The 22,068-nt window shown below is 69.1% G+C and carries 26 protein-coding genes; 11 read left to right on the top strand and 15 right to left on the bottom strand.

Annotation, left to right across the window (positions count from 1 at the left end; translation table 11 throughout):
- Positions 1-100: 100 nt before the first annotated feature.
- From ABZ342_RS07195 to ABZ342_RS07180, 4 genes are read right to left on the bottom strand one after another with little or no spacing between them, the layout of a single operon-like run.
- The gene (locus ABZ342_RS07195) at positions 101-730 is read right to left on the bottom strand and encodes a MarC family protein (protein WP_155549226.1); all 630 of its coding nucleotides are present in this window, start codon (positions 728-730) and stop codon (positions 101-103) included.
- Position 731: 1 nt separating this feature from the next.
- Positions 732-1,604: a PHP domain-containing protein gene (locus ABZ342_RS07190; protein ID WP_360469698.1), complete on the bottom strand. Its 873-nt coding sequence runs from the start codon at positions 1,602-1,604 to the stop codon at positions 732-734.
- A gap of 40 nt (positions 1,605-1,644) precedes the next feature.
- Positions 1,645-2,205 carry a PH domain-containing protein gene (locus tag ABZ342_RS07185; RefSeq protein WP_003095467.1) on the bottom strand — a complete coding sequence of 187 codons (561 nt, stop codon included), beginning with the start codon at positions 2,203-2,205 and terminating at the stop codon, positions 1,645-1,647.
- A 21-nt stretch (positions 2,206-2,226) separates the two neighbouring features.
- Positions 2,227-2,391 (bottom strand): hypothetical protein, encoded by a 165-nt coding sequence (locus ABZ342_RS07180; protein ID WP_196425937.1) that lies wholly within the window; start codon positions 2,389-2,391, stop codon positions 2,227-2,229.
- A 196-nt stretch (positions 2,392-2,587) separates the two neighbouring features.
- Here ABZ342_RS07180 and ABZ342_RS07175 point away from each other — a divergent pair, with 196 nt between their 5' ends.
- The gene (locus ABZ342_RS07175; RefSeq protein ID WP_360469695.1) at positions 2,588-3,001 is read left to right on the top strand and encodes an NUDIX domain-containing protein; all 414 of its coding nucleotides are present in this window, start codon (positions 2,588-2,590) and stop codon (positions 2,999-3,001) included.
- 28 nt (positions 3,002-3,029) lie between these two features.
- On the opposite strand, the gene ABZ342_RS07170 is transcribed toward ABZ342_RS07175, so the two are convergent.
- Complete coding sequence (locus tag ABZ342_RS07170) at positions 3,030-4,121, bottom strand: DUF2332 domain-containing protein (RefSeq protein WP_360469692.1); 1,092 nt, start codon at positions 4,119-4,121, stop codon at positions 3,030-3,032.
- A gap of 25 nt (positions 4,122-4,146) precedes the next feature.
- Entirely contained in the window at positions 4,147-4,650 is a 504-nt protein-coding gene (locus tag ABZ342_RS07165) for a MaoC family dehydratase (RefSeq protein ID WP_013223004.1), read from the bottom strand.
- Between the two features lie 324 nt (positions 4,651-4,974).
- Here ABZ342_RS07165 and corA point away from each other — a divergent pair, with 324 nt between their 5' ends.
- The 3 genes from corA to ABZ342_RS07150 all read left to right on the top strand — a co-directional run bounded on the left by corA (position 4,975) and on the right by ABZ342_RS07150 (position 7,715).
- Positions 4,975-6,057 carry a magnesium/cobalt transporter CorA gene (gene corA, locus ABZ342_RS07160; protein ID WP_155549222.1) on the top strand — a complete coding sequence of 361 codons (1,083 nt, stop codon included), beginning with the start codon at positions 4,975-4,977 and terminating at the stop codon, positions 6,055-6,057.
- Between the two features lie 171 nt (positions 6,058-6,228).
- The gene (locus ABZ342_RS07155) at positions 6,229-6,879 is read left to right on the top strand and encodes a metallophosphoesterase (protein WP_155549221.1); all 651 of its coding nucleotides are present in this window, start codon (positions 6,229-6,231) and stop codon (positions 6,877-6,879) included.
- Complete coding sequence (locus tag ABZ342_RS07150) at positions 6,876-7,715, top strand: chromosome partitioning protein ParB (protein WP_360469689.1); 840 nt, start codon at positions 6,876-6,878, stop codon at positions 7,713-7,715. Before ABZ342_RS07155 ends, ABZ342_RS07150 begins: the two co-directional genes overlap by 4 nt.
- Here the strand turns inward: ABZ342_RS07150 and ABZ342_RS07145 are convergent.
- Both ABZ342_RS07145 and ABZ342_RS07140 read right to left on the bottom strand, forming a co-directional pair.
- Positions 7,712-8,509, bottom strand: coding sequence for a hypothetical protein (locus ABZ342_RS07145; RefSeq protein WP_360469687.1), 798 nt, complete (start codon positions 8,507-8,509; stop codon positions 7,712-7,714). The two genes, ABZ342_RS07150 and ABZ342_RS07145, sit on opposite strands and share 4 nt — an antisense overlap.
- Positions 8,510-8,571: 62 nt before the next feature.
- Positions 8,572-10,071 carry an MFS transporter gene (locus tag ABZ342_RS07140; RefSeq protein ID WP_360469684.1) on the bottom strand — a complete coding sequence of 500 codons (1,500 nt, stop codon included), beginning with the start codon at positions 10,069-10,071 and terminating at the stop codon, positions 8,572-8,574.
- A 119-nt stretch (positions 10,072-10,190) separates the two neighbouring features.
- Here ABZ342_RS07140 and ABZ342_RS07135 point away from each other — a divergent pair, with 119 nt between their 5' ends.
- The 3 genes from ABZ342_RS07135 to ABZ342_RS07125 all read left to right on the top strand — a co-directional run bounded on the left by ABZ342_RS07135 (position 10,191) and on the right by ABZ342_RS07125 (position 11,983).
- A complete protein-coding gene (locus ABZ342_RS07135; RefSeq protein ID WP_155549218.1) occupies positions 10,191-10,856 on the top strand; it encodes a TetR/AcrR family transcriptional regulator in 666 nt (221 codons plus the stop codon).
- Between the two features lie 86 nt (positions 10,857-10,942).
- Positions 10,943-11,779 (top strand): helix-turn-helix transcriptional regulator, encoded by an 837-nt coding sequence (locus ABZ342_RS07130; RefSeq protein WP_360469681.1) that lies wholly within the window; start codon positions 10,943-10,945, stop codon positions 11,777-11,779.
- Between the two features lie 9 nt (positions 11,780-11,788).
- Entirely contained in the window at positions 11,789-11,983 is a 195-nt protein-coding gene (locus ABZ342_RS07125; RefSeq protein WP_360469678.1) for a DUF397 domain-containing protein, read from the top strand.
- Here ABZ342_RS07125 and ABZ342_RS07120 read toward each other — a convergent pair.
- On the bottom strand, positions 11,967-12,164 hold the full coding sequence (locus ABZ342_RS07120) for a PspC domain-containing protein (protein WP_155549215.1): 198 nt from the start codon (positions 12,162-12,164) through the stop codon (positions 11,967-11,969). The genes ABZ342_RS07125 and ABZ342_RS07120 overlap by 17 nt on opposite strands.
- 262 nt (positions 12,165-12,426) lie before the next feature.
- Here ABZ342_RS07120 and ABZ342_RS07115 point away from each other — a divergent pair, with 262 nt between their 5' ends.
- The 4 genes from ABZ342_RS07115 to ABZ342_RS07100 all read left to right on the top strand — a co-directional run bounded on the left by ABZ342_RS07115 (position 12,427) and on the right by ABZ342_RS07100 (position 15,569).
- Positions 12,427-13,323, top strand: coding sequence for a hypothetical protein (locus ABZ342_RS07115; protein WP_230863099.1), 897 nt, complete (start codon positions 12,427-12,429; stop codon positions 13,321-13,323).
- A gap of 115 nt (positions 13,324-13,438) precedes the next feature.
- Positions 13,439-13,798 carry a YciI family protein gene (locus tag ABZ342_RS07110; protein ID WP_360469674.1) on the top strand — a complete coding sequence of 120 codons (360 nt, stop codon included), beginning with the start codon at positions 13,439-13,441 and terminating at the stop codon, positions 13,796-13,798.
- A complete protein-coding gene (locus ABZ342_RS07105; RefSeq protein WP_360469672.1) occupies positions 13,798-15,003 on the top strand; it encodes an RNA polymerase sigma factor in 1,206 nt (401 codons plus the stop codon). Before ABZ342_RS07110 ends, ABZ342_RS07105 begins: the two co-directional genes overlap by 1 nt.
- Entirely contained in the window at positions 15,000-15,569 is a 570-nt protein-coding gene (locus tag ABZ342_RS07100; RefSeq protein WP_360469669.1) for a dihydrofolate reductase family protein, read from the top strand. Before ABZ342_RS07105 ends, ABZ342_RS07100 begins: the two co-directional genes overlap by 4 nt.
- A 56-nt stretch (positions 15,570-15,625) precedes the next feature.
- On the opposite strand, the gene ugpC is transcribed toward ABZ342_RS07100, so the two are convergent.
- The 6 genes from ugpC to ABZ342_RS07070 all read right to left on the bottom strand — a co-directional run bounded on the left by ugpC (position 15,626) and on the right by ABZ342_RS07070 (position 22,022).
- Complete coding sequence (gene ugpC, locus ABZ342_RS07095; protein WP_360469667.1) at positions 15,626-16,807, bottom strand: sn-glycerol-3-phosphate ABC transporter ATP-binding protein UgpC; 1,182 nt, start codon at positions 16,805-16,807, stop codon at positions 15,626-15,628.
- 2 nt (positions 16,808-16,809) lie between these two features.
- Positions 16,810-17,649 (bottom strand): carbohydrate ABC transporter permease, encoded by an 840-nt coding sequence (locus ABZ342_RS07090; protein WP_155549210.1) that lies wholly within the window; start codon positions 17,647-17,649, stop codon positions 16,810-16,812.
- Entirely contained in the window at positions 17,649-18,617 is a 969-nt protein-coding gene (locus ABZ342_RS07085; protein WP_360469663.1) for a sugar ABC transporter permease, read from the bottom strand. The genes ABZ342_RS07090 and ABZ342_RS07085 overlap by 1 nt, the downstream gene beginning before the upstream one ends.
- On the bottom strand, positions 18,614-19,936 hold the full coding sequence (locus ABZ342_RS07080) for an ABC transporter substrate-binding protein (protein ID WP_360469660.1): 1,323 nt from the start codon (positions 19,934-19,936) through the stop codon (positions 18,614-18,616). The genes ABZ342_RS07085 and ABZ342_RS07080 overlap by 4 nt, the downstream gene beginning before the upstream one ends.
- Before the next feature lie 243 nt (positions 19,937-20,179).
- On the bottom strand, positions 20,180-20,707 hold the full coding sequence (locus ABZ342_RS07075) for a general stress protein (RefSeq protein ID WP_360469763.1): 528 nt from the start codon (positions 20,705-20,707) through the stop codon (positions 20,180-20,182).
- A gap of 118 nt (positions 20,708-20,825) precedes the next feature.
- Positions 20,826-22,022: an acyl-CoA dehydrogenase family protein gene (locus tag ABZ342_RS07070; RefSeq protein ID WP_360469657.1), complete on the bottom strand. Its 1,197-nt coding sequence runs from the start codon at positions 22,020-22,022 to the stop codon at positions 20,826-20,828.
- Positions 22,023-22,068: the final 46 nt, after the last annotated feature.

Raw genomic sequence — 22,068 nt, 5'->3', positions numbered from 1 at the left:
CGATTCAAACGCTGGGCTGGGATTCAATCTGCGGGAGGCGTGCTAACGATGTCAACGAACCCGCCGGTTCCTGTCCGGCAGGACAACCCGAAAGGCGGGGTCAGCTGCCGCCGTCGATGAAGCCGCGCACGGAGTTCGCGACGAGCTCCACGGCGATCGCCGCGAGCAGCAGACCGGCCACCTTGGCCAGCAGCGTGATGCCGCTTTCCTTGATCAGCCGGATGACCACGCCGGAGTAGCGCATGCAGATGTAGATCACGAAGTGCGTCGTGACGATCGCCAGCGCCAGGGCGATGTACGCGCCGATGTGCCCGTCGGCCTGGCGGACGAACACGATGGTCGCGGCGATCGCGCCGGGTCCGGCCAGCAGCGGCGTGCCGAGCGGGACGAGCGCGACGTTGACGTCTTCGGTGGCCGCTTCGGCCTCGTGGCCGCTGCCGGTGAGCAGCTGCAGCGCGATGAGCAGGAGCAGCAGGCCGCCGGCGCCCTGCAGCGCCGGGATGCCGATGCCGAGGTAGGCCAGGATCGCCTGGCCCGCGACCGCGAACAGGCTGATCACCAGCAGCGACACCAGTACGGCCTGCCGCGCGGCTTTTGCCCTGGTCGCGACCGGCTTGCGGCCGACGAGACTCAAGAACACCGGCACCGTGCCGGGCGGGTCCATGATGACGATCAAGGTGATCGTCGCGCTCATGAAGAGCTTGGCGTCGAAGAAGTCGGCGATGGCCATGTCAGCCCTTCACGACCTTGAACCCCGTCGCCCGCGAAACGAGTTCTTCGAACTGCCCGGGGTCGGTGGTGCACTCGCCGAGCGCGATCGTCTTGTTCGTGCCGTGGTAGTCGCTGGACCCGGTGACGAGCAGGCCGAGCTCCCCGGCCAGCGCGCGGGTGCGGGCGCGCGTCGGCTCGTCGTGGTTCGGGTGGTCGGCCTCGACGCCGGTGAGCCCGTGCGCGGCCAGCTCGGCGAGGGTTTCCTCGCTGATGGTGGCGCCGCGGCTGAAGGCGAAGGGGTGCGCGATGACCGTGACGCCGCCGGCCGCGGCGATCATGTCGATGGCCTCCTCGACCGGCGTGTCGCGACGCGCGACGTAGTAGCCGCGGCGCGGGCTCAGGTAGTCGGCGAAGGCTTCGTCGACGGACTTGACCAGCCCGGCCCGGACCAGCGCCTGGGCCAGGTGCGGGCGCCCGGGCGGCGAGTCCTCGGGCAGCAGGCCGAAGATCTCGTCGGCGTCGATCGGGAGGCCGTCGGCGGCCATCCGCTCGGCCATCCGGCGCAGCCGCGTGCGGCGTTCGACGCGCAGCCGGGTCTGCTCGGTGACGACGGGCTCGGACGTCGGGTCGAAGAGGTAGGCCAGCAGGTGGACGCTGATCTGACGGCCGGTCTCGGCGTTGATCGAGACTGTCGAGAGCTCGGCGCCGGGCACCAGCGTCAGGCCCGGCGGGATGGCCGCGGTGGCCGGGGCCCAGCCCGCGGTGGTGTCGTGGTCGGTGATCGCGACGGCGTCGAGCCCGGCTTTCGCGGCCGCGGCGACGAGCCCGGCCGGCGAGTCGGTGCCGTCGGAAGCGGTGGAATGGGCGTGCAGGTCGATGCGCATCGGGTCCATTGTCGACGATGCGCTGCGTCACACGCGCGGCGGGATGAGGCTAGCCGACCGGCTTCTTGCCCCGGGCGGCTCGCTGGGCCTTGATCATCGAGAAGCGCTCGGCCTGCTTCTGCTTGTCACCGAAGACCAGCTCCGAGATCGTGTCGTAGAACTCTTCGGGCCGCGGCAGGAAGTCGATCTTGTTGAGGGCCTGGATCTGACCGGCCGACTCGACGACCATCGTGCCGTAGCCCATCATGCGGCCGGTGGCGGTGCGCACGTAGCTGAGGTCGGTGACCTTGCTGATCGGCATCATCAGGACCTTGGTGGTGAACACGCCGGTGGTCATCACGAACCGCTTGTCGGTGACCACCAGCCGTTCGACCCACCACTCCATCACCACGTAGGCGAACCGCAGCACGACGAGGAGCGCGACGTACCAGAGGATGTTCTGGCCGATGTAAAGCGCCGGTGGCAGCAGGTAGGACACCAGGACGCAGACCGCCAGCAGGGCGGCCGCTTCGAAGGTGTCCCACAGCAGCACCGCCCAGTGGCGGCGGATCCGGATGACCCGCCGCTCGGTGTCGAGGAGGTACTCGTCGGGATCGCGAGGCGCGAACATGGTTCGAGGGTAGCCCCGCGATCAGCCCTTGAACACGTTGCTGACGAAGGTGATCACCGATTCGGCCGAGTCCCGGAGGAACTGGACGATGTTGCCGACAAGGCCCGCGGCCTGACCCGGCTGGGCAATGACGAAGAACAGCACCAACGCGATACCGGCGAGGCCCGCAATCTTCTTCACGTTCACCGCGATCAAATCCCGTCTCTTACGGTGACACCGGACAACAGCAGAAATCCTGACTTTTTACGTTGTACCGCACTGAACAGGCGGACGGGAGGTAAGTCCCGCGCTTGGGGCAGCACGTGGTCCGAAGTGTACCGTACGGCTACTCTCCGTGTACAGGACATCCGTTTTCAAGTCGGTCACGTCTACCCTTCGGGACATGGAAGCACCTGGGGACGCCACGATCCGCTGCGTCGGCGGCATAGCGTTCGACCCGCACGGCCGCTTGCTGCTCATCCGGCGCGCGAATGACCCCGGTTCGGGGCAATGGTCGCTGCCGGGTGGCCGAGTCGAACCGGGCGAAACGGACAAAGAGGCCGTGGTCAGAGAGCTCCTCGAAGAGACGGGACTCGACGTGATTCCCGGCACACTGGTCGGGACGGTGACCCGGGGCCGGTACGAAATCCACGACTACCGGTGCGCGGTCGCCGGCGGCGTTCTCACGGCGGGTGACGACGCAACGGACGCGCGCTGGTCCGATGCGGCAGACCTGTCGGCCCTGGAGGCGGGCGGAGAGCTGGTCGACCTGCTTTACGTGACGCTCCGCGACTGGAACGCCCTGCCTCGCGCCTGAAATGCCGTGATTCGCCACCTCCGCGGCTTTACAGCGGCAGCCAGGTCATCCGCTGCCCGTGCGGAGCGGTCCGGGCCAACGCGTGCGCGTCGGCCTTCCCGCCCTCCCAGCGCACGACGCCCAGCGTCGCCAGCCCGTCGCCCACCAGGTCGTCCCGCCCGGGCAGCACCGTCTCGAGCCCGGCGCCGTAGAACTCCTCCGACACCCACCACAACGGCCGCGAAGCCGCCAGCGAAGCCAGCGCCGACACGAACGCGGCTCGCCGTGACTCCGGGAAGTACGCCAGCGCGTGGCTCGTAACCACCACCAGCGGCCCCTCCAGCGACGAAGCGGCCGCCTCCAGGTCGTCGACCCCGTCCCCCGCGATGAGGCGGGGCCGGTGCTTCGCCTGCTCGGCCGCCGCGGTGCGGAGCAGGCGGATGCGGTCCGGCTGGTCGGCCCAGACGCAGGCCTCCAGCCACGCCAGCTCGTCCTCGTCCGAGAGGTCGACCGGCGCGCGGTCCAGACCGGCCCGGTCGAGCAACGCGAGCTTCTTCTGCAGCTTCGGCGCGACGGCGCCCGGCGCCAGGTCCAACGCGCAGTGCAGGCCGACCGGGGTCTTCGCCGGGCCCGCCGTCAGCTGCTCGCCGCCGTCGCACTGGTAGCGGTAGCCGAAGCGGTCCAGCCCCAGCAGCAGGCCCGCGCTGCAGCCGACCTCCAGCAGGGAGACCTTGCCGCCCGCTTCCTTCGCCGCCCGCGCCACGCCCGGGTACAGCAGCGCCGCCCGGCGGACCTCGTTCGTCTGCGTGTACCGCGACGCGATCAGCGCCCTGGCCTTCTCGGACCGCTCCAGCAGGAACGACCGGAACAGCGGCCAGGTCTCCGAGTCGACGCCGTCGAAGCCGCCGAGCGACGGGTAGTACCGCGACAGCGGGTGGATCGGGTCGGCCTGCACGAGCCGGTGCGCGGTCGCCATCAGCAGCGTCGCGCGCACCTCGCCGTCGCGCGCCGAGGCGAGCAGCCCGGCGACGTCGTCGTCCTCGGCCGCCCGCAGGGCCAGGTGCTCGTACAGCGGCGAGACCCCGCGGGCCTCGACTTCCGCGAACGTGCGCAGTACTTCCTTGATGCGATCCAGGTCCATCAGCGCCTCATCCGTGCACACAGCCTCATTCGTGCGGTACCGGCCGGCCCGGCTGCTCCCCGCCCCGAGTTTCCCCGTACGAGCGCTTCGGCACCATCACCTTCCGCCGGAAGGTGCACACGATCAGGCCATCCTGCTTGTACCCGCGCGTCTCGACGTACACGACGCCGCGGTCGTCCTTCGACTTCGACGGCGTCTTGTCCAGCACCTCGGTCTCGCCGTAGATGGTGTCGCCGTGGAAGGTCGGCTTGACGTGCTTGAGCGACTCGACCTCGAGGTTCGCGATGGCCTTGCCGGAGACGTCGGGCACGGACATCCCGAGCAGCAGCGAATAGACGTAGTTCCCGACCACGACGTTCTTGCCGAAGTCCGTGGTCTCCTCGGCGTAGTGCGCGTCGAGGTGCAGCGGGTGGTGGTTCATGGTGATCAGGCAGAAGAGGTGGTCGTCGTATTCGGTGACCGTTTTGCCCGGCCAGTGCTTGTAGACCGCACCGACCTCGAACTCCTCGTAGTACCGACCGAACTGCACTCGTCTCTCCCTGTTCCGCCTGTTCCGCGTAACACCGCGTGAGGCTGGTACGACACGCATCCGTAGTGAGGAGTACCCTCAACCATTGGTGTTCGCGCGTCAACGCGAGCCCCACCACTCTGGACCCGGCCCGAAGGAGGTGAGGAACCCCGATGAGTAGTGGCGATAGTCCGCTCCCTAGTACTCCCAGCGTTCCCACCACACCCGCCGGCCGGCTCATCTCCTGGTAGGCCTTTTCCCGGGAACGCTGGTGTCGCGGGGCGGATGCGTTCCGCCCCTGGTCAGTCGTCTTCGCACGACCACGCACGACGCCCAGGAGATCCCATGCCTGCCATTCCCTCGCTCGGCGGCCTTCGCGGCCGCGGCAACAAGGGCGCCGTCCCCGTCCGCCCGGTCCCGGTGCCGCTCTCCGCGTACGTCGTGGACTGCGCGGTGTACGTCGCGGGCGAGCGCCTGCCCGGCCGCTGGACGCACATCGAAGCGATCAAAGAGGTCCGCAAGCGGCACGAGGGGTTCGTCTGGATCGGGCTGCACGAGCCCGACTCCCAGCAGATCCAGGGCATCGCGGAGACGTTCGGGCTGCACGAGCTGGCCGTCGAGGACGCCCTCGAAGCGCACCAGCGCCCGAAGCTGGAGCGCTACGACGACACGCTCTTCCTGGTGGTCAAGACCGTCCGTTACGTCGAACACGAGTCCCCCACCACGGCGAACGAGATCGTCGAGACCGGCGAGCTGATGGTGTTCCTCGGCCGGGACTTCGTGATCACCGTCCGCCACGGGAACCACTCCGGCCTGGCGCGCCTGCGCCGTGAGCTGGACGACGATTCCGAGCGCCTGCAGCTCGGCCCGGCCGCGGTCGTGCACGCGATCACCGACCACGTCGTCGACCACTACCTCGACGTCACGGGCCGGATCGAGAACGACATCGACGTCATGGAGGCGCAGGTCTTCGCGCCCCGGTCGCAGGTCAGCGCCGAGCAGATCTACCTGATGAAGCGGGAGGTCCTCGAGCTGCGGCGGGCGGTGATGCCGCTCGCGACGCCGATCCAGCGGCTGGCCGAGGGCTACACGCGACTGGTACCGGACGAGGTCCGCTCCTACTTCCGCGACGTCGCCGACCACCTCACGACCGTGTCCGAGCGGGTGGCGGCGTTCGACGAGCTGCTGTCCACCCTGGTCGACGCGACGGTCGCGAAGATCTCCCTGCAGCAGAACACCGACATGCGCAAGATCACGTCGTGGGCGGCGATCATCACCGTGCCGACGATGATCGCGGGCATCTACGGGATGAACTTCGACTACCTGCCCGAGCTGCACTGGAAGTTCGGGTACCCGCTGGTGATCACCGTGATCCTGGCGATCTGCCTGTTGCTGTACCGAATATTCCGGAAGAACGGCTGGCTCTAGGTCCCCTCTTCCCCCACTGGAGTGTTCGTGATGCCTCGCATGCTGTCCAACCTCAAGTTCTGGGCCCTCGCGCTCAGCCTCGTCTGGATCTTCGTCATCACCTTCGTCATCGTCGCCGACCCGGGGTTCGCACACGGCATGAAGTAGCGCCCGGCGTCGTACCCTGGGTGCGTGCCGAAAGCGCTGGTGGTCTCCGACGAGGTCGACGAGCGGCTGTGGACCGACGCGGTCCGCGCCGTCTCCGTCGACCTGGTCATCGGCGCCGGCGATCTTCCCTACGACTACCTGGCGTTCCTGGCGAGCGCGCTCGACGCACCGTGCGTGTTCGTGCCCGGCAACCACGACCCCGACCTGAGCGGCTACACGCGCTACGGCGGGCTGTCCATGAAGGACGGTTTCCCCACGGCCTGGCCGGGCCCGGCGGGCGGCGTCAACGCCGACGGCCGGGTCGTCGACGTCGCCGGGATCCGGTTCGCCGGGCTCGGCGGCTCGATCCGCTACAACGACGGACCGAACCAGTGGACGCAGCGCCAGCAGGCGCGCCGGGCCCGCGGCCTGGTGCGGCGCGCGAAGTGGCGGCGCCGTCGCGACGGCCACGACGTCGACGTCCTGCTGACGCATTCGCCGCCGCTGGACCTCGGCGACCGGGCGGACCCGCCGCACCGCGGGTTCGCGTGCCTGCACCGGACGATCGACGTGCTGCGCCCGAAGTGGTTGCTGCACGGGCACATCCACCCCCACGGCGAGCCGGTACCGGACCGGGTCGTCGGCGAAACCCGGATCCGCAACGTGGTGGGCCACCGGATCATGGAGTTCTCATGAAAGAGACGGGGTTTCCCCGCGCCGACGCGGAAAACGACTTCCTCCGCGCGCGCCGGAGCCAGGTGCTCTCGCGGCTTTCGACGTGGCTGCGGCGCGAGCCCGACGACGTCAACATCATGCTGCCGTTCCACGAGGTCGTGGAGGCGCTCGGGTACGCGGGCGAGCACCGGATCGGGTTGCGGGTGATCAAGCTGGACTCGATCGTCGGCACGGTCGACCGCAGCCGCGACTTCGACCGCCGCTTCCGCCCGACGACCGGCCGCGTCCGCGAGCGCTGGGAGCGCCTGGCGTTGGCGGCACGGCGGGGCGAGGAGATCCCGCCGATCGAGGTGTACCGGGTGGGCGAGCTGCACTTCATCATCGACGGCCACCACCGCGTGTCGGTGGCGCTCGCCCAGGGTCTGTCCACAATAGAGGCATTCGTGACGGTGGTCCGGACCAAGCTGGACCCGAGCGGCATCCGCCACCGGGGCGACCTGATCGTCAAGGACTACCGGAGGTTGTTCCTGGAGCGCGTGCCGCTGACCGGCCACGCGCGGGCGTCGGTGATCGTGTCGGACCCGTGGGACTACGCGAAGCTGGGCGAACACGTGGAGGCGTGGGGCTTCCGGCTGATGCAGGACGAGGGCAAGTTCTGCGACCGGGCGAGCGTGGCGCAGCGCTGGTTCGACGAGGAGTTCGTGCCGGTGGTGGGGATGCTCCGCCAGGCGGAGATGATCGGCGACCGGACGGACGCCGAGGCGTACATGTGGGTGGCGGCGGAGCGGTACCGGCTGATCCGGACCCACCGCTGGGACGACGAAGTCATCGAGACGCTGCGGTCTCGGGAGCGTTAGAGCCCGAGGACGTACCAGGTGTCGCCGAACTGGAGCCACATCCGGTCGCCACGGCACACCCAGCGCTGCAGGGTGCCGCCGTCCGGGACGTCAAGCGGGACCGGCTGCTCCGGCACGACCTCGTCAGCGGTCAGCCGGGCGGGCACGAGGTGGTGGTAGTAGCCGCCGGGTTGGCCCGCCAAGGTCAGGAAGATCGCCTCCGCGCCGGAGAGGGCGACCCCTCGCACTCGGGAGATCGGGCACCGCCGCACCGACCGGATGCCGTCGCCGCCGACCTCCACCAGCGGGACTTCGGTGTACGGGACCGCCCACGTCCGCCGTTCGCCGACGTTGAGCGCATAGCAGTCCATCCAGGACAAGCGGACCGGGTCGTCGATCGCCCACCAGACCGGTTCGCCCGCGGCGGTCCAGCGGATCAGGCCCGGGTGGTAGCGGTCGCCGATCGATGCCTCGTCGAAGTAGCTGACCCAGATCTCGTCGGCGGGCCCGGTGACCAGTTCCTCGATCCCGTCTCCGGCGTGGAACGCGGTCAGGACCTGTCCGGCGCCGTCGAGGATCCGCCCGTTGCGCGGCGCCTCGAAGCCGGGCCGGATCCGGCACCGGCTGTTCACCAGGACGAACCCGTCGCCGGACGCGTCGATCTTGGGGAACTGTCCCGGCTCGGCTACCCGGCTGCACGACGTCCCGTCCACCCGCAGGTCACCGTCGGCCGACAGCGCGATGATCCTGCCGAAGGCATCCACAGTGGACGCGACGACTGGCCCGTCCGGCACGCTCCCCCATCGTTCCAGCACGCCCAAAACCTAACAGCCGCCCCTTCCCGGCCCACCTGGAACGGAGGGCCGGGAAGGTTCGATCACATGTGCACGGCGCCGGGGGCGGCTTCGCCCTTCGGGACGCCCGACTGGAGCAGCAGGCCGCTGATCACCGCACCCGCGGCGAAGATCACCGCCGCCCAGGTGAACGCCGTCGTGTAGCTCTCGATCGCCGCCTCGGCCGCCAGCTGCGGGGTCGGGACCTTGCCCGCGAGGTACGACGTCGCCGCGTTGCCGGCCAGCGTCGACAGCAGGGCCGTGCCGATCGAGCCGCCGACCTGCTGCATCGTGTTGACCGCGGCCGACGCGACACCCGCGTCGTGCGCCTCGACGCCGAACGTCGCGACGCTCATCGCCGGCGCCATCGCCAGGCCGATGCCGAAGCCCATCACCAGCAGCGGGCCGAGGACGCCGGACGCGTACGTGCTCTCAAGCCCGATACCGCTCAGCCAGAACAGCCCGACGGCCGCGATCGCCATGCCCGTCGGGACCAGCGGACGCGGGCCGAAGCGCGGCAGCAGCACCGCCGTCGCCGTCGTCGCGGCCAGCATCAGCGTCGCGACCATCGGCAGGAAGCCGACGCCGCTCTCGATCGGCGTGAACTTCAGGTTCTGCTGCACGTAGAACGTCAGGAACAGGAAGATCGCGAACATGCCGATGGCGAGCAGGAACATCGCCAGGTACGAGCCGCCGCGGTTGCGGTCCAGCAGCACGCGCAGCGGGAGCAGCGGGTGCGAGACGCGCTGCTGCAGCCACACGAACACACCCAGCAGCACGACGCCCGCCGTGAGGAAGCCCCACACCGAAACCGACGACCACGAGTCCGACTCGGCGTTCGCGAAGCCGTAGACCAGCGCGAACAGGCCGGCCGACGCGGTGACCGTGCCCGGCAGGTCGAGCTTCGGGCGCGGGCCGCCGTCCCGCTCGTTGCGCAGCAGGACCGAGCTGCCGACGAAGGCGACGACCGCGAAGATGATGTTCACGAACATGCACCAGCGCCAGTCGAGGTACTCGGTGAGCACGCCGCCGAGCAGCAGCCCGACCGCCGCGCCGCCACCGCCGATGGCGCCGAACACGCCGAACGCGCGGCCGCGTTCCTTCGGGTCGGTGAACGTCGTGGTGAGCAGCGAGAGCGCGGCCGGCGCGAGCAGGGCGCCGAACACGCCCTGGGCCGCGCGGGCGATCAGCAGCATTTCGATGTTGGCGGCCGCGCCCCCGAGCGCGGACACCGCGGCGAAGCCGGCCAGGCCGACGAGCAGGGCGTTCTTGCGGCCGAAGACGTCCGCGAGCCGCCCGCCGAGCAGCAGCAGGCTGCCGAACGCGAGCGCGTACGCCGTCACGACCCACTGGCGGGCGTCGTTGGAAAAGCCCAGGTCGACCTGGGCGGACGGCAGCGCGATGTTCACGACGGTCGCGTCCAGCACGACCATCAGCTGCGCCAGGCCGATCATCACCAGGATCAGCCACCGTCTGGCGTGGTGGGGGTTCTCGGCGGCGCGCACGTCCCCCGGCGGCGCGACCTCGAGAGTGGATTCGGACATGGGTGTCCCCTCACTGGGAGTGATCAGGAAGCTATGTGGAGTAGGTATCTCCCCTTACGCGACCCAAGGTACACACAAACCGGAGAAGGTGCCTCTACTTTGTGAGCTAGACTGGGGGAATGACACGGGACGCAGGTCCCGCCGCACCGGCGCGGCCGCTGCGGCGCGACGCCGAACTCAACCGCCGCCGCATCCTCGCCTCGGCCCGGGTGGTCTTCGGCCAGCGAGGGCTCGAAGCCACGCTCGACGACATCGCCCACCACGCCGGCCTCGGCGTCGGCACCGTCTACCGCCGGTTCCCCAGCAAGGAACACCTGGTCGAGGCCATGTTCGCCGAGCGGATGGAAGAAATCGGCGACCTCGCCGAGGAAGCGCTGAAGGCCGACGACCCCTGGCAGGCGTTCGTCGACTTCACCTGGAAGTCGATCGAGCTTCACTCGGGCGACCGCGGGCTGCGCGAGATCATGCTGTCCAACAAGTTCGGCCACGAGCACGTCGCGGAAGAGAAAGCCCGCATGGTGCCGTTGATCACACAGCTCGTCGAGCGGGCCAAGGCGGCGGGCGGCCTGCGCGCCGACTTCGCCCCCACGGACATCCCGCTGCTGCACATGATGATCGGCTCGGCGATCGAGTTCACGTCCGCGGTCGAGCCGGACCTGTGGCGCCGCTGCCTCGCGATGCTTCTGGACGGCCTGCGCGCCCAGCCCGGCAAGCCGTCGGAGCTGCCCCACCCGCCGCTCGGCGTGGACGAAGTCGACGAAGCGATGTCCTGCTGGCGCCCCTGATGGGGTGATCGGCGCGGGATCCCGGCGCCGCCCTCCCGCCCGGACACTGCTGCCCGCGCGATCATGGCGACGGGGAGGTGCGCGGGTTGGCGTATTACAGCGTTCCGGCGATTCGACGGCTGCAGCTGGGCCGGGAGCTGAAGGCCTGGCGGGAGAAGGCCGGCCTGACGCTGGAGCAGGCGGGCGGCGACCTCGACATTTCGAAGAGCACGCTGTCCCGGCTGGAGAAGGGGCAGGGGGCGATCCACCCGCTGCACGCCCGGGCGATGGCGGAGCTGTACCGCGTGCCCGAGGACGAGCTGGTGGAGCTGGTCGAGATCGCCCGCGAAGCGCGGCGGCCCAACCAGAACCGGATCGAAGGGGTGTCGGTCAACAGCTACCCGGCGCTGGAGGCGGAAGCGGTCTCGGTCCGCAACTTCGAGCTGGCGTACGTACCGGGGCTCCTGCAGACCGAGAGCTTCGCGCGCGCTCTGTACGCACACCACGGCACGCGGGAACGCAACCACAAGCTGCACGTGCGCATGCGCCGCTGCGAGCGGCTGAAAGGTGATGACCCGCTGCGGCTGCACGCGATGGTGGACGAGACAGCGCTGGTCCGCCCCATCGCGGAACCTCACGTGCTGATCGCCCAGCTGCTGCACATCATCGAGCTGACCGAACTGCCAAACGTGACCGTGCAGGTGGTTCCCGCCGAGACCGGGATCTACCGCGGTTTGCGGGGCGCGTTTTCGCTCCTCGGTTTTCCGCCGGACACGATCGGCGACCTGGGCTACGTGGATCACGCCGCGGGCAGCCTGCAATTGGTCAAGGCGGGCCAGCTCGCCGAGCTTTCCCGGCGGTTCAAGGACATCGGTAAGCTCGCGCTGAGTGAGGCGGAGTCTTGCGATCTCCTGCTCCGGCTCGCGGACCGCCTCAGTGAGTAGGAGCGACCGATGGACCGGATGGTGTGGCGCAAGAGCAGCTACAGCGGCGACGAGAACCAAGCCTGCGTCGAGGTCGCCTTCGCCACACCCGCCGTGGCGGTGCGGGACTCGAAGGATCCCTCCGGCCCGCACCTCGCCGTCGACTCTTCTTCCTGGCTCGGCTTCCTCGCCTCGATCACTACCGCCGTCACTCGGACGGGATGATCGCCCACAGGATCAGGTAGGCCACGAACTGCGGCCCGGGCAGCAGGCACGACAGCACGGCCAGCAGCCGCACCGTGCTCGTCTTCATGCCCCATCGCTGGGCGAGACCCGCGCACACACCACCGATCATGCGGCCGTAGCGGGGACGGGACAGCCGTCGGGTGGTGACCGGTGCGCTCATCGTCTTTCCCTTTCTTCGTGCCTCGGAGAACTTCCGATATCTCCACTTCACCACCGGAGCACCCTCTTCCGCATCGCTCGCGGGAAGGATCTCTCCCTTAGGGGACGGTAAAAGCGAAATTCGTTCGGAAGCCTCCGCCGCACCCGGGAAACCGCCGTGGAATCCGGTGACCTGCACGTTCTCCGGGCCGGGCCGGAAAAACAGTGAGAGATGTCCCCGTCAGGGCTGGTTTTTCGCTTCGATACCGCGATACTTGCTCACCGTGTACCCGCGTCTGAACGTCTTGGTCGTCGCACTGCTCTGCGCCCTGCTCACCGCCGGGTGCGCGACGACCCAGGCCGCTCCCGAACCGTCGTCGGGGCCCACGCCGCTGACGGCGTCCGCCGCGCTCGGGGACTTCGCCACCGTCGACTACTGCAGTCTGCTCGACGTGCCGGCGGTCGCGCCCGGTGCGGTCACCACCCCGACGTTCGAGAACTGCCGGGCCGACGCCGGCGGGCGCACGATCCTCGTCGGGCCGCTGGCCTTCGACTCCGACCCGAACATCAAGCCCTACGACTACCTCGGGCCGGTGCCCGACGGCGTCGCGGTGCAGCAGTCGATGTTCAACGACCGCAGCACGTGCACCCGCGCGATCACCTTCGCCGACGGCAACCGGCTCGACCTCTCGGTCACCGACGGCGGCGGCGACCAGGCCGGCCGCTGCGGCGTCGCGGACGCGGCCGTCGGGTCGGTGCTGAGCACCGTCACCGCGAACAAGGTGAAGCGGCTGAACTTCCCGGACCGTTCGTGGGGCCTGGTGGCGCCGTGCGTGCTGCTGGACAAACCCGATCTCGAAGCCGTCGCGGGCGCCGGCAGCCGGCCCGCGACCGGGCTGTCCGGGCACAGCTGCATCCGGGGCAAGGTGAGCTTCAAGCTGACCGTGGAGACGGACGAGGCGGCGGCCCCGCCCGAGCAGCTCGGCGGCCGCGAGGCCCGGGTCCGGCTCGCGGGCGCGTTCTGCCTGGTCGACACGACCCAGCCGGCGCGAGGCCTGCCGGGCCACCGCGAGCTGGCGGAGCTCAGCGTGGTGGAGACGGCGGGCACCGCGGGCGACGGCACGTGCGCCCTGGCCAGGACGGCGGCGAACACGATCCTGCCCCTGCTCCCGCGGGGATAGGTGCTCAGGCTCGCGAGCCTCCCGAAAAATTCTTCCGCGGCGATGTCGAATGGCGTCGAGCCGGTTCGTAGCCAGGGTGAGAGCCGCTCGCCCGATCCCGCAGAAGGAGCCCGAGATGATGCAGTACCTCCTCGCCGTCCAGTTCGACGAAAGCGCGCCGCCGGAGCCCGAAGAGGACGTGCGGGCCATGATGGCCCGGACCGGCGAGGTCACCGACGAGATGAAGGACGCCGGGGTGTGGGTGTTCGTCGGCGGCCTGCAGCACTCGGACGCCTCGACGGTCGTCCGCACCGCCGGCGGCACGACCGCGTTCACCGACGGCCCGTTCGCCGAAACCAAGGAACAGCTCGGCGGGTTCTGGGTGATCCAGGCCGAGGACCTCGACCAGGCGCTCGTCTGGGCCGAGAAGTGCTCGGTGGCCTGCGGGCAGCCGATCGAGGTGCGCCCGTTCGACGACGGTTCGCGCCGGCGCTGATGGATCTCGACGACGTCTACCGGGCGGAGTACGGCCGGTGCGTGGCCACGCTGACGCGTCTCCTCGGCGACATCGGGCTCGCCGAAGAGGCCGTGCAGGACGCGTTCGCGGTGGCCGTCACGCACTGGCACGACGCGCTGCCGCCCAACCCCGGCGCGTGGATCGTCACCACCGCCCGCAACCGGGCGATCGACCGCCTGCGCCGGGAGTCCACCCGCGAAGCCCGGCACGCGCAGGCGTTGCTGCTGCACCGATCCGACGAGCTCCCGGAGGAGGGACCCGTGCGCGACGACCAGCTCCGCCTGATCTTCACCTGCTGCCACCCGGCGCTCTCGCCGCTCGCGCGGACGGCGCTCACCCTGCGGCTGCTCGGTGGCCTGGAGGTGCCGGAGATCGCCCGCGCCTACCTCGTGCCGGAGGCGACCATCTCGCAGCGGATCGTCCGCGCGAAGAAGAAGATCCGCGACGCCCGCATCCCCTACCGGGTGCCGGACGCCGCCGCGCTCCCCGACCGGCTGGCCTCGGTGCTCACCGTGCTGTACCTGGTGTTCAACGAGGGGTACGCGTCGACTTCCGGCGAGCTGCTGCGGACGGACCTGTGCGCCGACGCCGTCCGCCTGGCGCGGGCGCTCGCCGAGCTGATGCCGGACGAGCCGGAGGTCCTCGGGCTGCTCGCGCTGCTCCTGCTCACCGAAGCCCGGCGGCCCGCGCGCGTGGGCCCCTCGGGTGAGCTGGTCGTGCTCGCGGAGCAGGACCGGTCGCGGTGGAACCGGGAGCTGATCGCCGAGGGGCACGAGCTGGTGCGGCGGTGCCTGCGCCGCAACCGGCCCGGGCCGTACCAGCTGCAGGCGGCGATCAACGCCGTGCACACGGACGGGCCGTCGACCGACTGGACGCAGGTGCTGGCGCTCTACGACCAGCTGCTGGCGCAGACGTCGTCGCCGATCGTCGCGCTCAACCGCGCGGTGGCCGTCGCCGAGGTCCACGGCCCGGCGCAAGCGTTGGCCGCCATCGAAGACCTGGACCTGCCGGGCTACCACCTGCTGCCCGCCACCCGCGCGGACCTGCTCGCCCGGCTGGGCCGGACCGCCGAGGCGGTCGCCGCCTACGACGAGGCGATCACCTTGGCCCGCAACGAAACCGAACGAACCTTCCTGGAGAGCCGGCGGGCGCGCTCGGCCCCCGAAGAAAGGAACCGGCCATGACCGCCACGTACACCTTCGACGTCTTCTCCAGCCTCGACGGCTTCGGCAGCCACCACGGCGACTGGGGCGGCTACTGGGGCAAGCAGGGCCCGGAACTGCTCGCGCACCGCCTCGCCCAGTACGAGGAGGACCAGCGGATGGTCTTCGGCGCCACCACCTTCCGGACCAACGCCGAGATGCTGAACGCCGTTCCCGACGACGACCTCGACCCGTGGGTGAAGCGGCTGCGGAACCTGCCCGCCACGGTCGTGTCGACCACGCTCGAAGAACCGCTCGCCTGGCCGGACGCGACGATCCTGAGCGGCGACGCCGTCGACGTCGTGGCCCGGCTCAAGGAGGAGTCCGACGTTCCGCTGCGCTCGCACGGCAGCCTCTCGCTGAACCGCGCGCTGCTGGCCGCCGGGCTGGTCGACCGCGTCCAGGTGACGCTCTACCCGGTGATCACCGGCCGGACCGGGGAGGACCCGATCTTCGCCGGCGCGGAAGACTTCGACCTCGAGCTGCTCGAGACCCGGACGCTGGATGGCGACATCCAGGAACTCGTCTACCGGCCCACCCGGCACTGAACGCCGGGAAGGGCGCCCCCATGAGTCCATGAGGGCGCCCTTCCCGGGTCTCGGGGCTAGTCCTCGTAGGTGAGGTTCTTGCCGTTGGACGGGTCGAACAGCTTGATCTTGTCCGCGTCGTACCAGACCTCGAGGTCCTCGTTCTCCTTCGCCGACGACTCCGCCGAGAGGCGGGCCACGATCTGGGACTCCGAGCCGGGGACGTCGGCCGAACCGCTGTCCGCGGCCAGTTCCGCCAGCTCCGCGGACGTCGCCGTCTCACCCTCCACCGTGAAGTGGGCGAACTTCTCCGAGCCCATCGACTCGAGGACGTCGATGTGCGCGGTGAACGTGCCCCCGCCGGACTTCTGGGCCGCGTCGACGAGCGCAGCGTCCTCGAAGTGCTCCGGCCGGATGCCGACCAGCACCTCGCGCGGCGCGTCCGCCTTCTCCACCAGCTGCCGGATCCGGTCCGTCAGCGGCGTGACCCCGAGCGGCGTCCGCAGTTCGTTGTTCTCCAGCGTGGCCGGCACGAAGTTCATCGACGGCGAGCCGATGAACCCCGCGACGAACAGGTTCGCCGGGTTCTCGTAGAGGAACTGCGGGGCGCCGATCTGCTGCACGAAACCGCCGCGCAGCACCACGACCCGGTCGCCGAGGGTCATGGCCTCGGTCTGGTCGTGCGTGACGTACAGCGTCGTCGTGCCGAGCTGCTTCTGGATCTTCGACACCGACGTCCGCATCTGGCCGCGGAGCTTGGCGTCCAGGTTGGACAGTGGCTCGTCCATCAGGAACGCCTTCGGGTTCCGGACGATCGCCCGGCCCATCGCGACGCGCTGGCGCTGGCCACCGGAGAGGTTGGCCGGCTTGCGGTCCAGGTGCGCGGTCAGGTCGAGGATCGTCGCCGCCTCCTCGACCTTCGCCCGCACCGTCTGGTCGTCGACCTTGGCCAGCCGCAGCGGGAAGGCCATGTTCTCCCGCACGCTCATGTGCGGGTAGAGCGCGTAGGACTGGAACACCATCGCGATGTCCCGGTCCTTCGGGGCCTTCTCGTTGACGCGCTTGCCGTCGATGCGCAGCTCGCCGGAGGAGATGTCCTCCAGGCCCGCCACCATGTTCAGCATGGTCGACTTCCCGCAGCCGGACGGCCCGACCAGCACCAGGAACTCGCCGTCGGCGATGGTGATGTCCACTTCGGACACCGCGAGCGCGCCGTCGGGGTACTTCTTCGACACCTTGTCGAGGACGATTTCTGCCATGACTACCCCTTCACCGCACCGGAGGTCAGCCCCGCCACGATGCGACGCTGGAAGAACAACACGAACACAATGATCGGGATGGTGATGACGACCGCGGCCGCGCTCACCTGTCCCGTCGGGTCCTCGAACTGCGAGGACCCGGTGAAGAACGACAACGCCGCCGGCACCGTGCGCGACGCCGTGGTCGACGTCAGCGAGATGGCGAACAGGAAGTCGTTCCAGCAGAAGATGAACACCAGGATCGCGGTGGTGAACACACCCGGCGCGGCCAGCGGCGCGATCACCTTCCGGAACGCCTGGGCCGGCGTCGCGCCGTCCATCTTCGCGGCTTTTTCCAGTTCCCACGGGATTTCCCGGAAGAACGCCGACAGCGTGTAGATCGACAGCGGCAGGGCGAACGTGATGTAGGGCAGGATCAGCCCCGGCCAGGTGTCGAACAGCGCCAGGTTCCGCTCGATGTTGAACAGCGGGGTCACCAGCGACACCTGCGGGAACATCGCGATCAGCAGCGAAAGCCCGACCAGCAGCTGCTTGCCGGGGAACTCCAGCCGCGCGATCGCGTACGCGGCCATCGTGCCCAGCACCACCGCGATCACCGTGGAGATGATCGCGATGCCGATCGAGTTGACCAGCGCCAGCAGGAACTCCGACGTCTGGAAGATGTCCGCGTAGTTCTGCCAGGTCCACGACTGCGGGATGAACGACCCGTCGGTCAGCGTGTCCTTGGTCTTGAACGACAGCGAGACGACCCAGAGCACCGGCACCAGCGCGAACACCAGCACGAGGATGTCGACCAGGCCCCACCTGAGCTTGCGGCCCGTCGTGACGGTTCCCATCACCATCAGCGCTTACCCCCGTCGTCCGAACCCGGTGCGGCCGTGCCGAACACCTTGATGAAGATGAAGGCGATGATCGCCACGGTGATGAAGATCAGCACCGCCATCGTCGACCCGATCCCGAGGTTGAGCCCCTTGACCAGGTTGTCGTAGGTCTGCATGGACACCGATCCGGTGTCCTGCGCGCCGCCGGTGAGCACGTAGATGTTGTCGAAGATCCGGAAGGCGTCGAGCGTGCGGAACAGCAGCGCCACCAGGATCGCCGGCTTCATCACCGGCAGCATCACCTTCGTGAACCGCTGCCACCCGCTCGCGCCGTCCATCGCCGCGGCCTTGAGCAGGTCGTCCGGCACCAGCGCCAGGCCGGCCATCAGCAGCAGCGCCATGAACGGCGTGGTCTTCCACACCTCGGCGAGGATGATGATGAACATCGACGGCCACTGGTCGGTCAGCGGCGCCGCGTCCGCGGCCAGCCAGTTCGCCAGGTAGCCGGTCTTCGGCGTCCACGCGTAGTACCAGGAGAACGCCGCGACGACCGTGACGATGCCGTACGGGATCAGGGCGACCGTGCGGACCAGGCCGCGCCCGACGAGCGTGCGGTGCATGACCAGCGCCAGCGCCATGCCGAGCACGAACTCGATCGCCACCGACACCACGGTCAGGAACATCGTGGTGCCGAACGCCGTCCACCAGTACGAGTTGGACAGCACGGCCCCGTAGTTGTCGAGGCCGACGAACTCCTGCTGCGCGGGGAACCTCAGGTCGTACCGCTGCAGCGACAGCCAGATCGAGTAGACGATCGGGTAGCCGGTGACGGCGATCATGACGAGGAACGCGGGCGCGCACAGCCACAGCCCGAGCTTCCGTTCGGCCTTCTTCCCTTCCGAGAGGGCGGGCTTGCCCTTCTTGCCGGAGGTCGCCTCGGCGACCGTGGCCCCGGAGGTGTCCGCCGGGGTCGAGTCCTGGACGGTCACGGGATCACTCCCTTCGACTGGAGCGCGTCGTTGAGCTGCTCGCGCAGCTTGTCCGCGGTGGCCTTCGGGTCGATTTCACCCGGCGGGGAAAGGACTTTCGACATCACCGTCGACATGTTCTGGTACGCCGGGGTCAGCGGCCGCACCGCCGAGTCCTTGATGGCGTCGATGATCGAGTCGCGCATCGGGTACTTGAGCGCCATGTTCGGGTTGTCGGCGCTCGCCGGCTTCGACGGGTCCAGCGGCGCGTCGTTGTGGTACACCGATTCGATGGTCGGCGGCACCCCGTCGTTGATCGCCGAGAACTTCTGGTTCTCCGCGTTGCGCAGGCACAGTGCCGCTTCGAACGCCTCGGGCTTGTGCTGCGACAGCGAGCTGACGCCGAGGTCGTACCCGCCGATCGTGGTCTTGGCCGGCGTGCCGGCCTGGGCCTCGGGGTAGACGGCCCACTTGAAGTGCGAGACGTCCTGCGGCTTTTCCTTGGCGTAGGAGGCGTAGACGAACGGCCAGTTGAGCTCGAACGCGGCGTCACCGCGCTGGAACGTCTGGCGGACGTCGTCCTCCTTCGAGTTGGTCAGCGACGGGTCGGTGATGCCCGAGGAAGCGATCTGCTTCAGCAGGGCGAGCGCCTTCACCGCGCCGTCGTCCAGGACGACGGACTTGCCGTCGTCGGACAGGATGTGCCCGCCCATGGACTCCACGAGCGTGTTGTAGAAGACGACGAGACCTTCGTACTGCGCACCGGTGAAGACGATGCTGTACGGCTTGCCCTGCGCCTTGAGCTCCTTCGACTTGGCGATCATCTCGTCCCACGTCTTCGGCGGCGTCGGCGTGATGCGGTCGTCGTACCAGAGGAGCTGGACGTTGGTGTTCTTCGTGGCCGCGTAGAGCTTCCCGTTGTAGGTCGCCGTTTCCAGCGGGCCCTGCAGGACGCCTTCGGTCGCCGCCGTCTTGTTCTGGTCCTTCCACTCCTCGACCCAGCCGGCTTCGGCGAACTCCGAAACCCAGGTCACGTCGAGGCCGAGGACGTCCATCGCGGTGTCCCCGGCGGCGAGCCGCCGGGCCATCTGCAGGCGCTGGTCGTCCGCGCCGCGCTGGAGCTTGTTGTAGACGATTTCGTACTTGCCGTTCGCCGCCGCGTTGCAGTTGTCGACGACTTTCTGGAAGCTGTCTTCGGGCGCGTAGTAGACGTTGATCTTGAGTCCGCCGCTCGAACCGCAACCGGCCAGCATGCCGGTCACCAGAGCCCCTGCCCCCAGCAGGACCGCGGTACGGCCGGGCGAGCGCCCCCGTTTGCCCGCGCCGATCCTCTTCCCCATAAGGCCTCCTCACCCGCATGCACGCCGGAAACCGCGGTGCCCGGCGGGCACCACGACGCGATGAGGCGAACCGCGCCAGCACCCCGACGTGCTAGTGATCGGGCCGCCGCGCTGGTTGGGCGAGGCCGCCCGACTGGTGTCGGACAACTTATGCCGGGCGATCACACCCCGCAAGCAGTATCGGTAACGATTCAGCCCACTGCAGCTCGAACTGTGATTTTCCCCTGATAATGGCCGACTTTTTCAGGTCGTGGCCGGAGGTGGTTTAAGGGCGAGCCGGGCGAGCAGCTCACGCGCCTGTTCGGCCGAGCGAGGCTGGCACAGGACGTCGTAGCGGCCGGCGACGAGCTGGCTCGCCGAGGAGAAGTCCCGCCGCTGCCCCCGCGACATGCTGTACCCGATGGCGGCGAACATCAGCCCGGAGAGGACGCCCAGCACGAGCCCGGTGAGCAGCTGCAGCGCGAAGCCCTGGTTGACGAAGAGGCCGAGCAGCAGCCCGGCGAACAGGCCGAACCAGGCGCCCGAGACGGCACCGGTGCCGAGCACGCGGCCCCAGCTGAGCTTCCCGATGACGCGCTCGACGAGCATCAGGTCCACGCCGACGATCGTGACGTCGCTGACGGAGAACTCGCTGTCCGCGAGGAAGTCGACGGCCTGCTGCGCCTCGCCGTAGGTCGCGTACGACCCGATCGGCCAGCCGGTCGGCGGGGTCGGCAGCCGCGGGAGGCCACCTTGCGCCCGGCCCCCGCCAAAGGGACTACTCACCATCATCACCTGCGCACTCGTGGGTCTGGGCGTCCATCTTGTCAAGAACGCCCGGACCGTGCGAGCCGCTTACCCCGAAAGGCCGGGCGCCGATTGTCGCCGTATCGACAATCGGCGCCTTCCTTCAGGAGCGGGACTTGTACTCGCGCAGCAGACCGCGGCTGATGATGGTCTTCTGGATCTCGCTCGTGCCCTCGCCGATCAGCAGGAACGGCGCCTCGCGCATCAGGCGCTCGATCTCGTACTCCTTCGAGTACCCGTAACCGCCGTGGATGCGGAACGCGTCCTGCGTGACCTCCGCGCAGTACTCCGACGCGATCAGCTTCGCCATGCCCGCCTCGACGTCGTTGCGCTCGCCGGAGTCCTTCAGCCGGGCCGCGTTCACCATCATCAGGTGGGCCGCCTCGACCTTGGTCGCCATCTCGGCCAGCTTGAACGCCACGGCCTGGTGCTCGGCGATCGCCTTGCCGAACGTCTTGCGCTGCTGGGCGTACTCCACCGCCAGCTCGAACGCGCGGATCGCGATGCCGCACGCCCGCGCCGCGACGTTCACGCGGCCGACCTCGACACCGTCCATCATGTACGCGAAGCCCTTGCCCGGCGCCTCGCCGAGGACCATGTCGGCGCCGATCTTGTAGCCGTCGAAGACCGCTTCGGTCGTGTCGACGCCCTTGTAGCCCATCTTGTCGATCTTGCCGGGGATGGTCAGCCCGGGCGCGACCTCGCCGAAGCCCTCCGGCTTCTCGACGAGGAACGCCGTCAGGTTCTGGTGGGCCTTCTCCGCGCCTTCGTCCGTCTTGACCAGCAGCGCGATCAGGTTCGACGAGCCGCCGTTGGTCAGCCACATCTTCGAGCCGTCGATGACGTAGCCGTCGTCGGTCTTCTTCGCCTTGGTCTTGATCGCCGCGACGTCCGAGCCGAGGTCCGGCTCCGACATCGAGAACGAGCCGCGCACCTCGCCGGTCGCCATCCGCGGCAGGAAGTGCCGCTTCTGCGCTTCGGTGCCGTGGCGGGTGATCATGTGCGCCACGATGAAGTGGGTGTTGATCACGCCGGACACGCTCATCCAGCCGCGCGCGATCTCCTCGACGACGAGCGCGTAGGTCAGCAGCGACTCGCCGAGCCCGCCGTACTCCTCCGGGATGGTGATCCCGAACAGGCCCATCTCCTTCATGCCCTCGACGATGTCCGCCGGGTACGTGTCGGAGTGCTCGAGCTCCTGCGCGTGCGGGATGACCTCCTTGTCCACGAACGAGCGGACGGTCGCGAGGATCTCCGACTGCACGTCGGTCAGGCCGGCGGTCTGGGCGAGACGGGCCATCACGGCTCCCTTTCCGGATACGACGCCGGCTCGCGGCGCTGGGTTA

Origin of the sequence: Amycolatopsis sp. NPDC005961, assembly GCF_040629235.1 — a bacterium.
Classification (GTDB): Bacteria; Actinomycetota; Actinomycetes; order Mycobacteriales; family Pseudonocardiaceae; genus Amycolatopsis; species Amycolatopsis camponoti.
Note: the sequence above shows the minus strand (reverse complement) of the source record. Positions and strands in the feature narration are given on the sequence as shown.

Coding starts and splice junctions, on each gene's coding strand:
- ABZ342_RS07110 (WP_360469674.1), top strand. CDS start 13,439: ATGATGCAGTACCTCCTCGCCGTCCAGTTCGACGAAAGCGCGCCGCCG.
- ABZ342_RS07195 (WP_155549226.1), bottom strand. CDS start 730: ATGGCCATCGCCGACTTCTTCGACGCCAAGCTCTTCATGAGCGCGACG.
- ABZ342_RS07080 (WP_360469660.1), bottom strand. CDS start 19,936: ATGGGGAAGAGGATCGGCGCGGGCAAACGGGGGCGCTCGCCCGGCCGT.
- corA (WP_155549222.1), top strand. CDS start 4,975: ATGCCTGCCATTCCCTCGCTCGGCGGCCTTCGCGGCCGCGGCAACAAG.
- ABZ342_RS07120 (WP_155549215.1), bottom strand. CDS start 12,164: ATGAGCGCACCGGTCACCACCCGACGGCTGTCCCGTCCCCGCTACGGC.
- ABZ342_RS07185 (WP_003095467.1), bottom strand. CDS start 2,205: ATGTTCGCGCCTCGCGATCCCGACGAGTACCTCCTCGACACCGAGCGG.
- ABZ342_RS07100 (WP_360469669.1), top strand. CDS start 15,000: ATGACCGCCACGTACACCTTCGACGTCTTCTCCAGCCTCGACGGCTTC.
- ABZ342_RS07135 (WP_155549218.1), top strand. CDS start 10,191: ATGACACGGGACGCAGGTCCCGCCGCACCGGCGCGGCCGCTGCGGCGC.
- ABZ342_RS07140 (WP_360469684.1), bottom strand. CDS start 10,071: ATGTCCGAATCCACTCTCGAGGTCGCGCCGCCGGGGGACGTGCGCGCC.
- ugpC (WP_360469667.1), bottom strand. CDS start 16,807: ATGGCAGAAATCGTCCTCGACAAGGTGTCGAAGAAGTACCCCGACGGC.
- ABZ342_RS07090 (WP_155549210.1), bottom strand. CDS start 17,649: ATGGTGATGGGAACCGTCACGACGGGCCGCAAGCTCAGGTGGGGCCTG.
- ABZ342_RS07170 (WP_360469692.1), bottom strand. CDS start 4,121: ATGGACCTGGATCGCATCAAGGAAGTACTGCGCACGTTCGCGGAAGTC.
- ABZ342_RS07175 (WP_360469695.1), top strand. CDS start 2,588: ATGGAAGCACCTGGGGACGCCACGATCCGCTGCGTCGGCGGCATAGCG.
- ABZ342_RS07070 (WP_360469657.1), bottom strand. CDS start 22,022: ATGGCCCGTCTCGCCCAGACCGCCGGCCTGACCGACGTGCAGTCGGAG.
- ABZ342_RS07075 (WP_360469763.1), bottom strand. CDS start 20,707: ATGATGGTGAGTAGTCCCTTTGGCGGGGGCCGGGCGCAAGGTGGCCTC.
- ABZ342_RS07190 (WP_360469698.1), bottom strand. CDS start 1,604: ATGGACCCGATGCGCATCGACCTGCACGCCCATTCCACCGCTTCCGAC.
- ABZ342_RS07150 (WP_360469689.1), top strand. CDS start 6,876: ATGAAAGAGACGGGGTTTCCCCGCGCCGACGCGGAAAACGACTTCCTC.
- ABZ342_RS07125 (WP_360469678.1), top strand. CDS start 11,789: ATGGACCGGATGGTGTGGCGCAAGAGCAGCTACAGCGGCGACGAGAAC.
- ABZ342_RS07105 (WP_360469672.1), top strand. CDS start 13,798: ATGGATCTCGACGACGTCTACCGGGCGGAGTACGGCCGGTGCGTGGCC.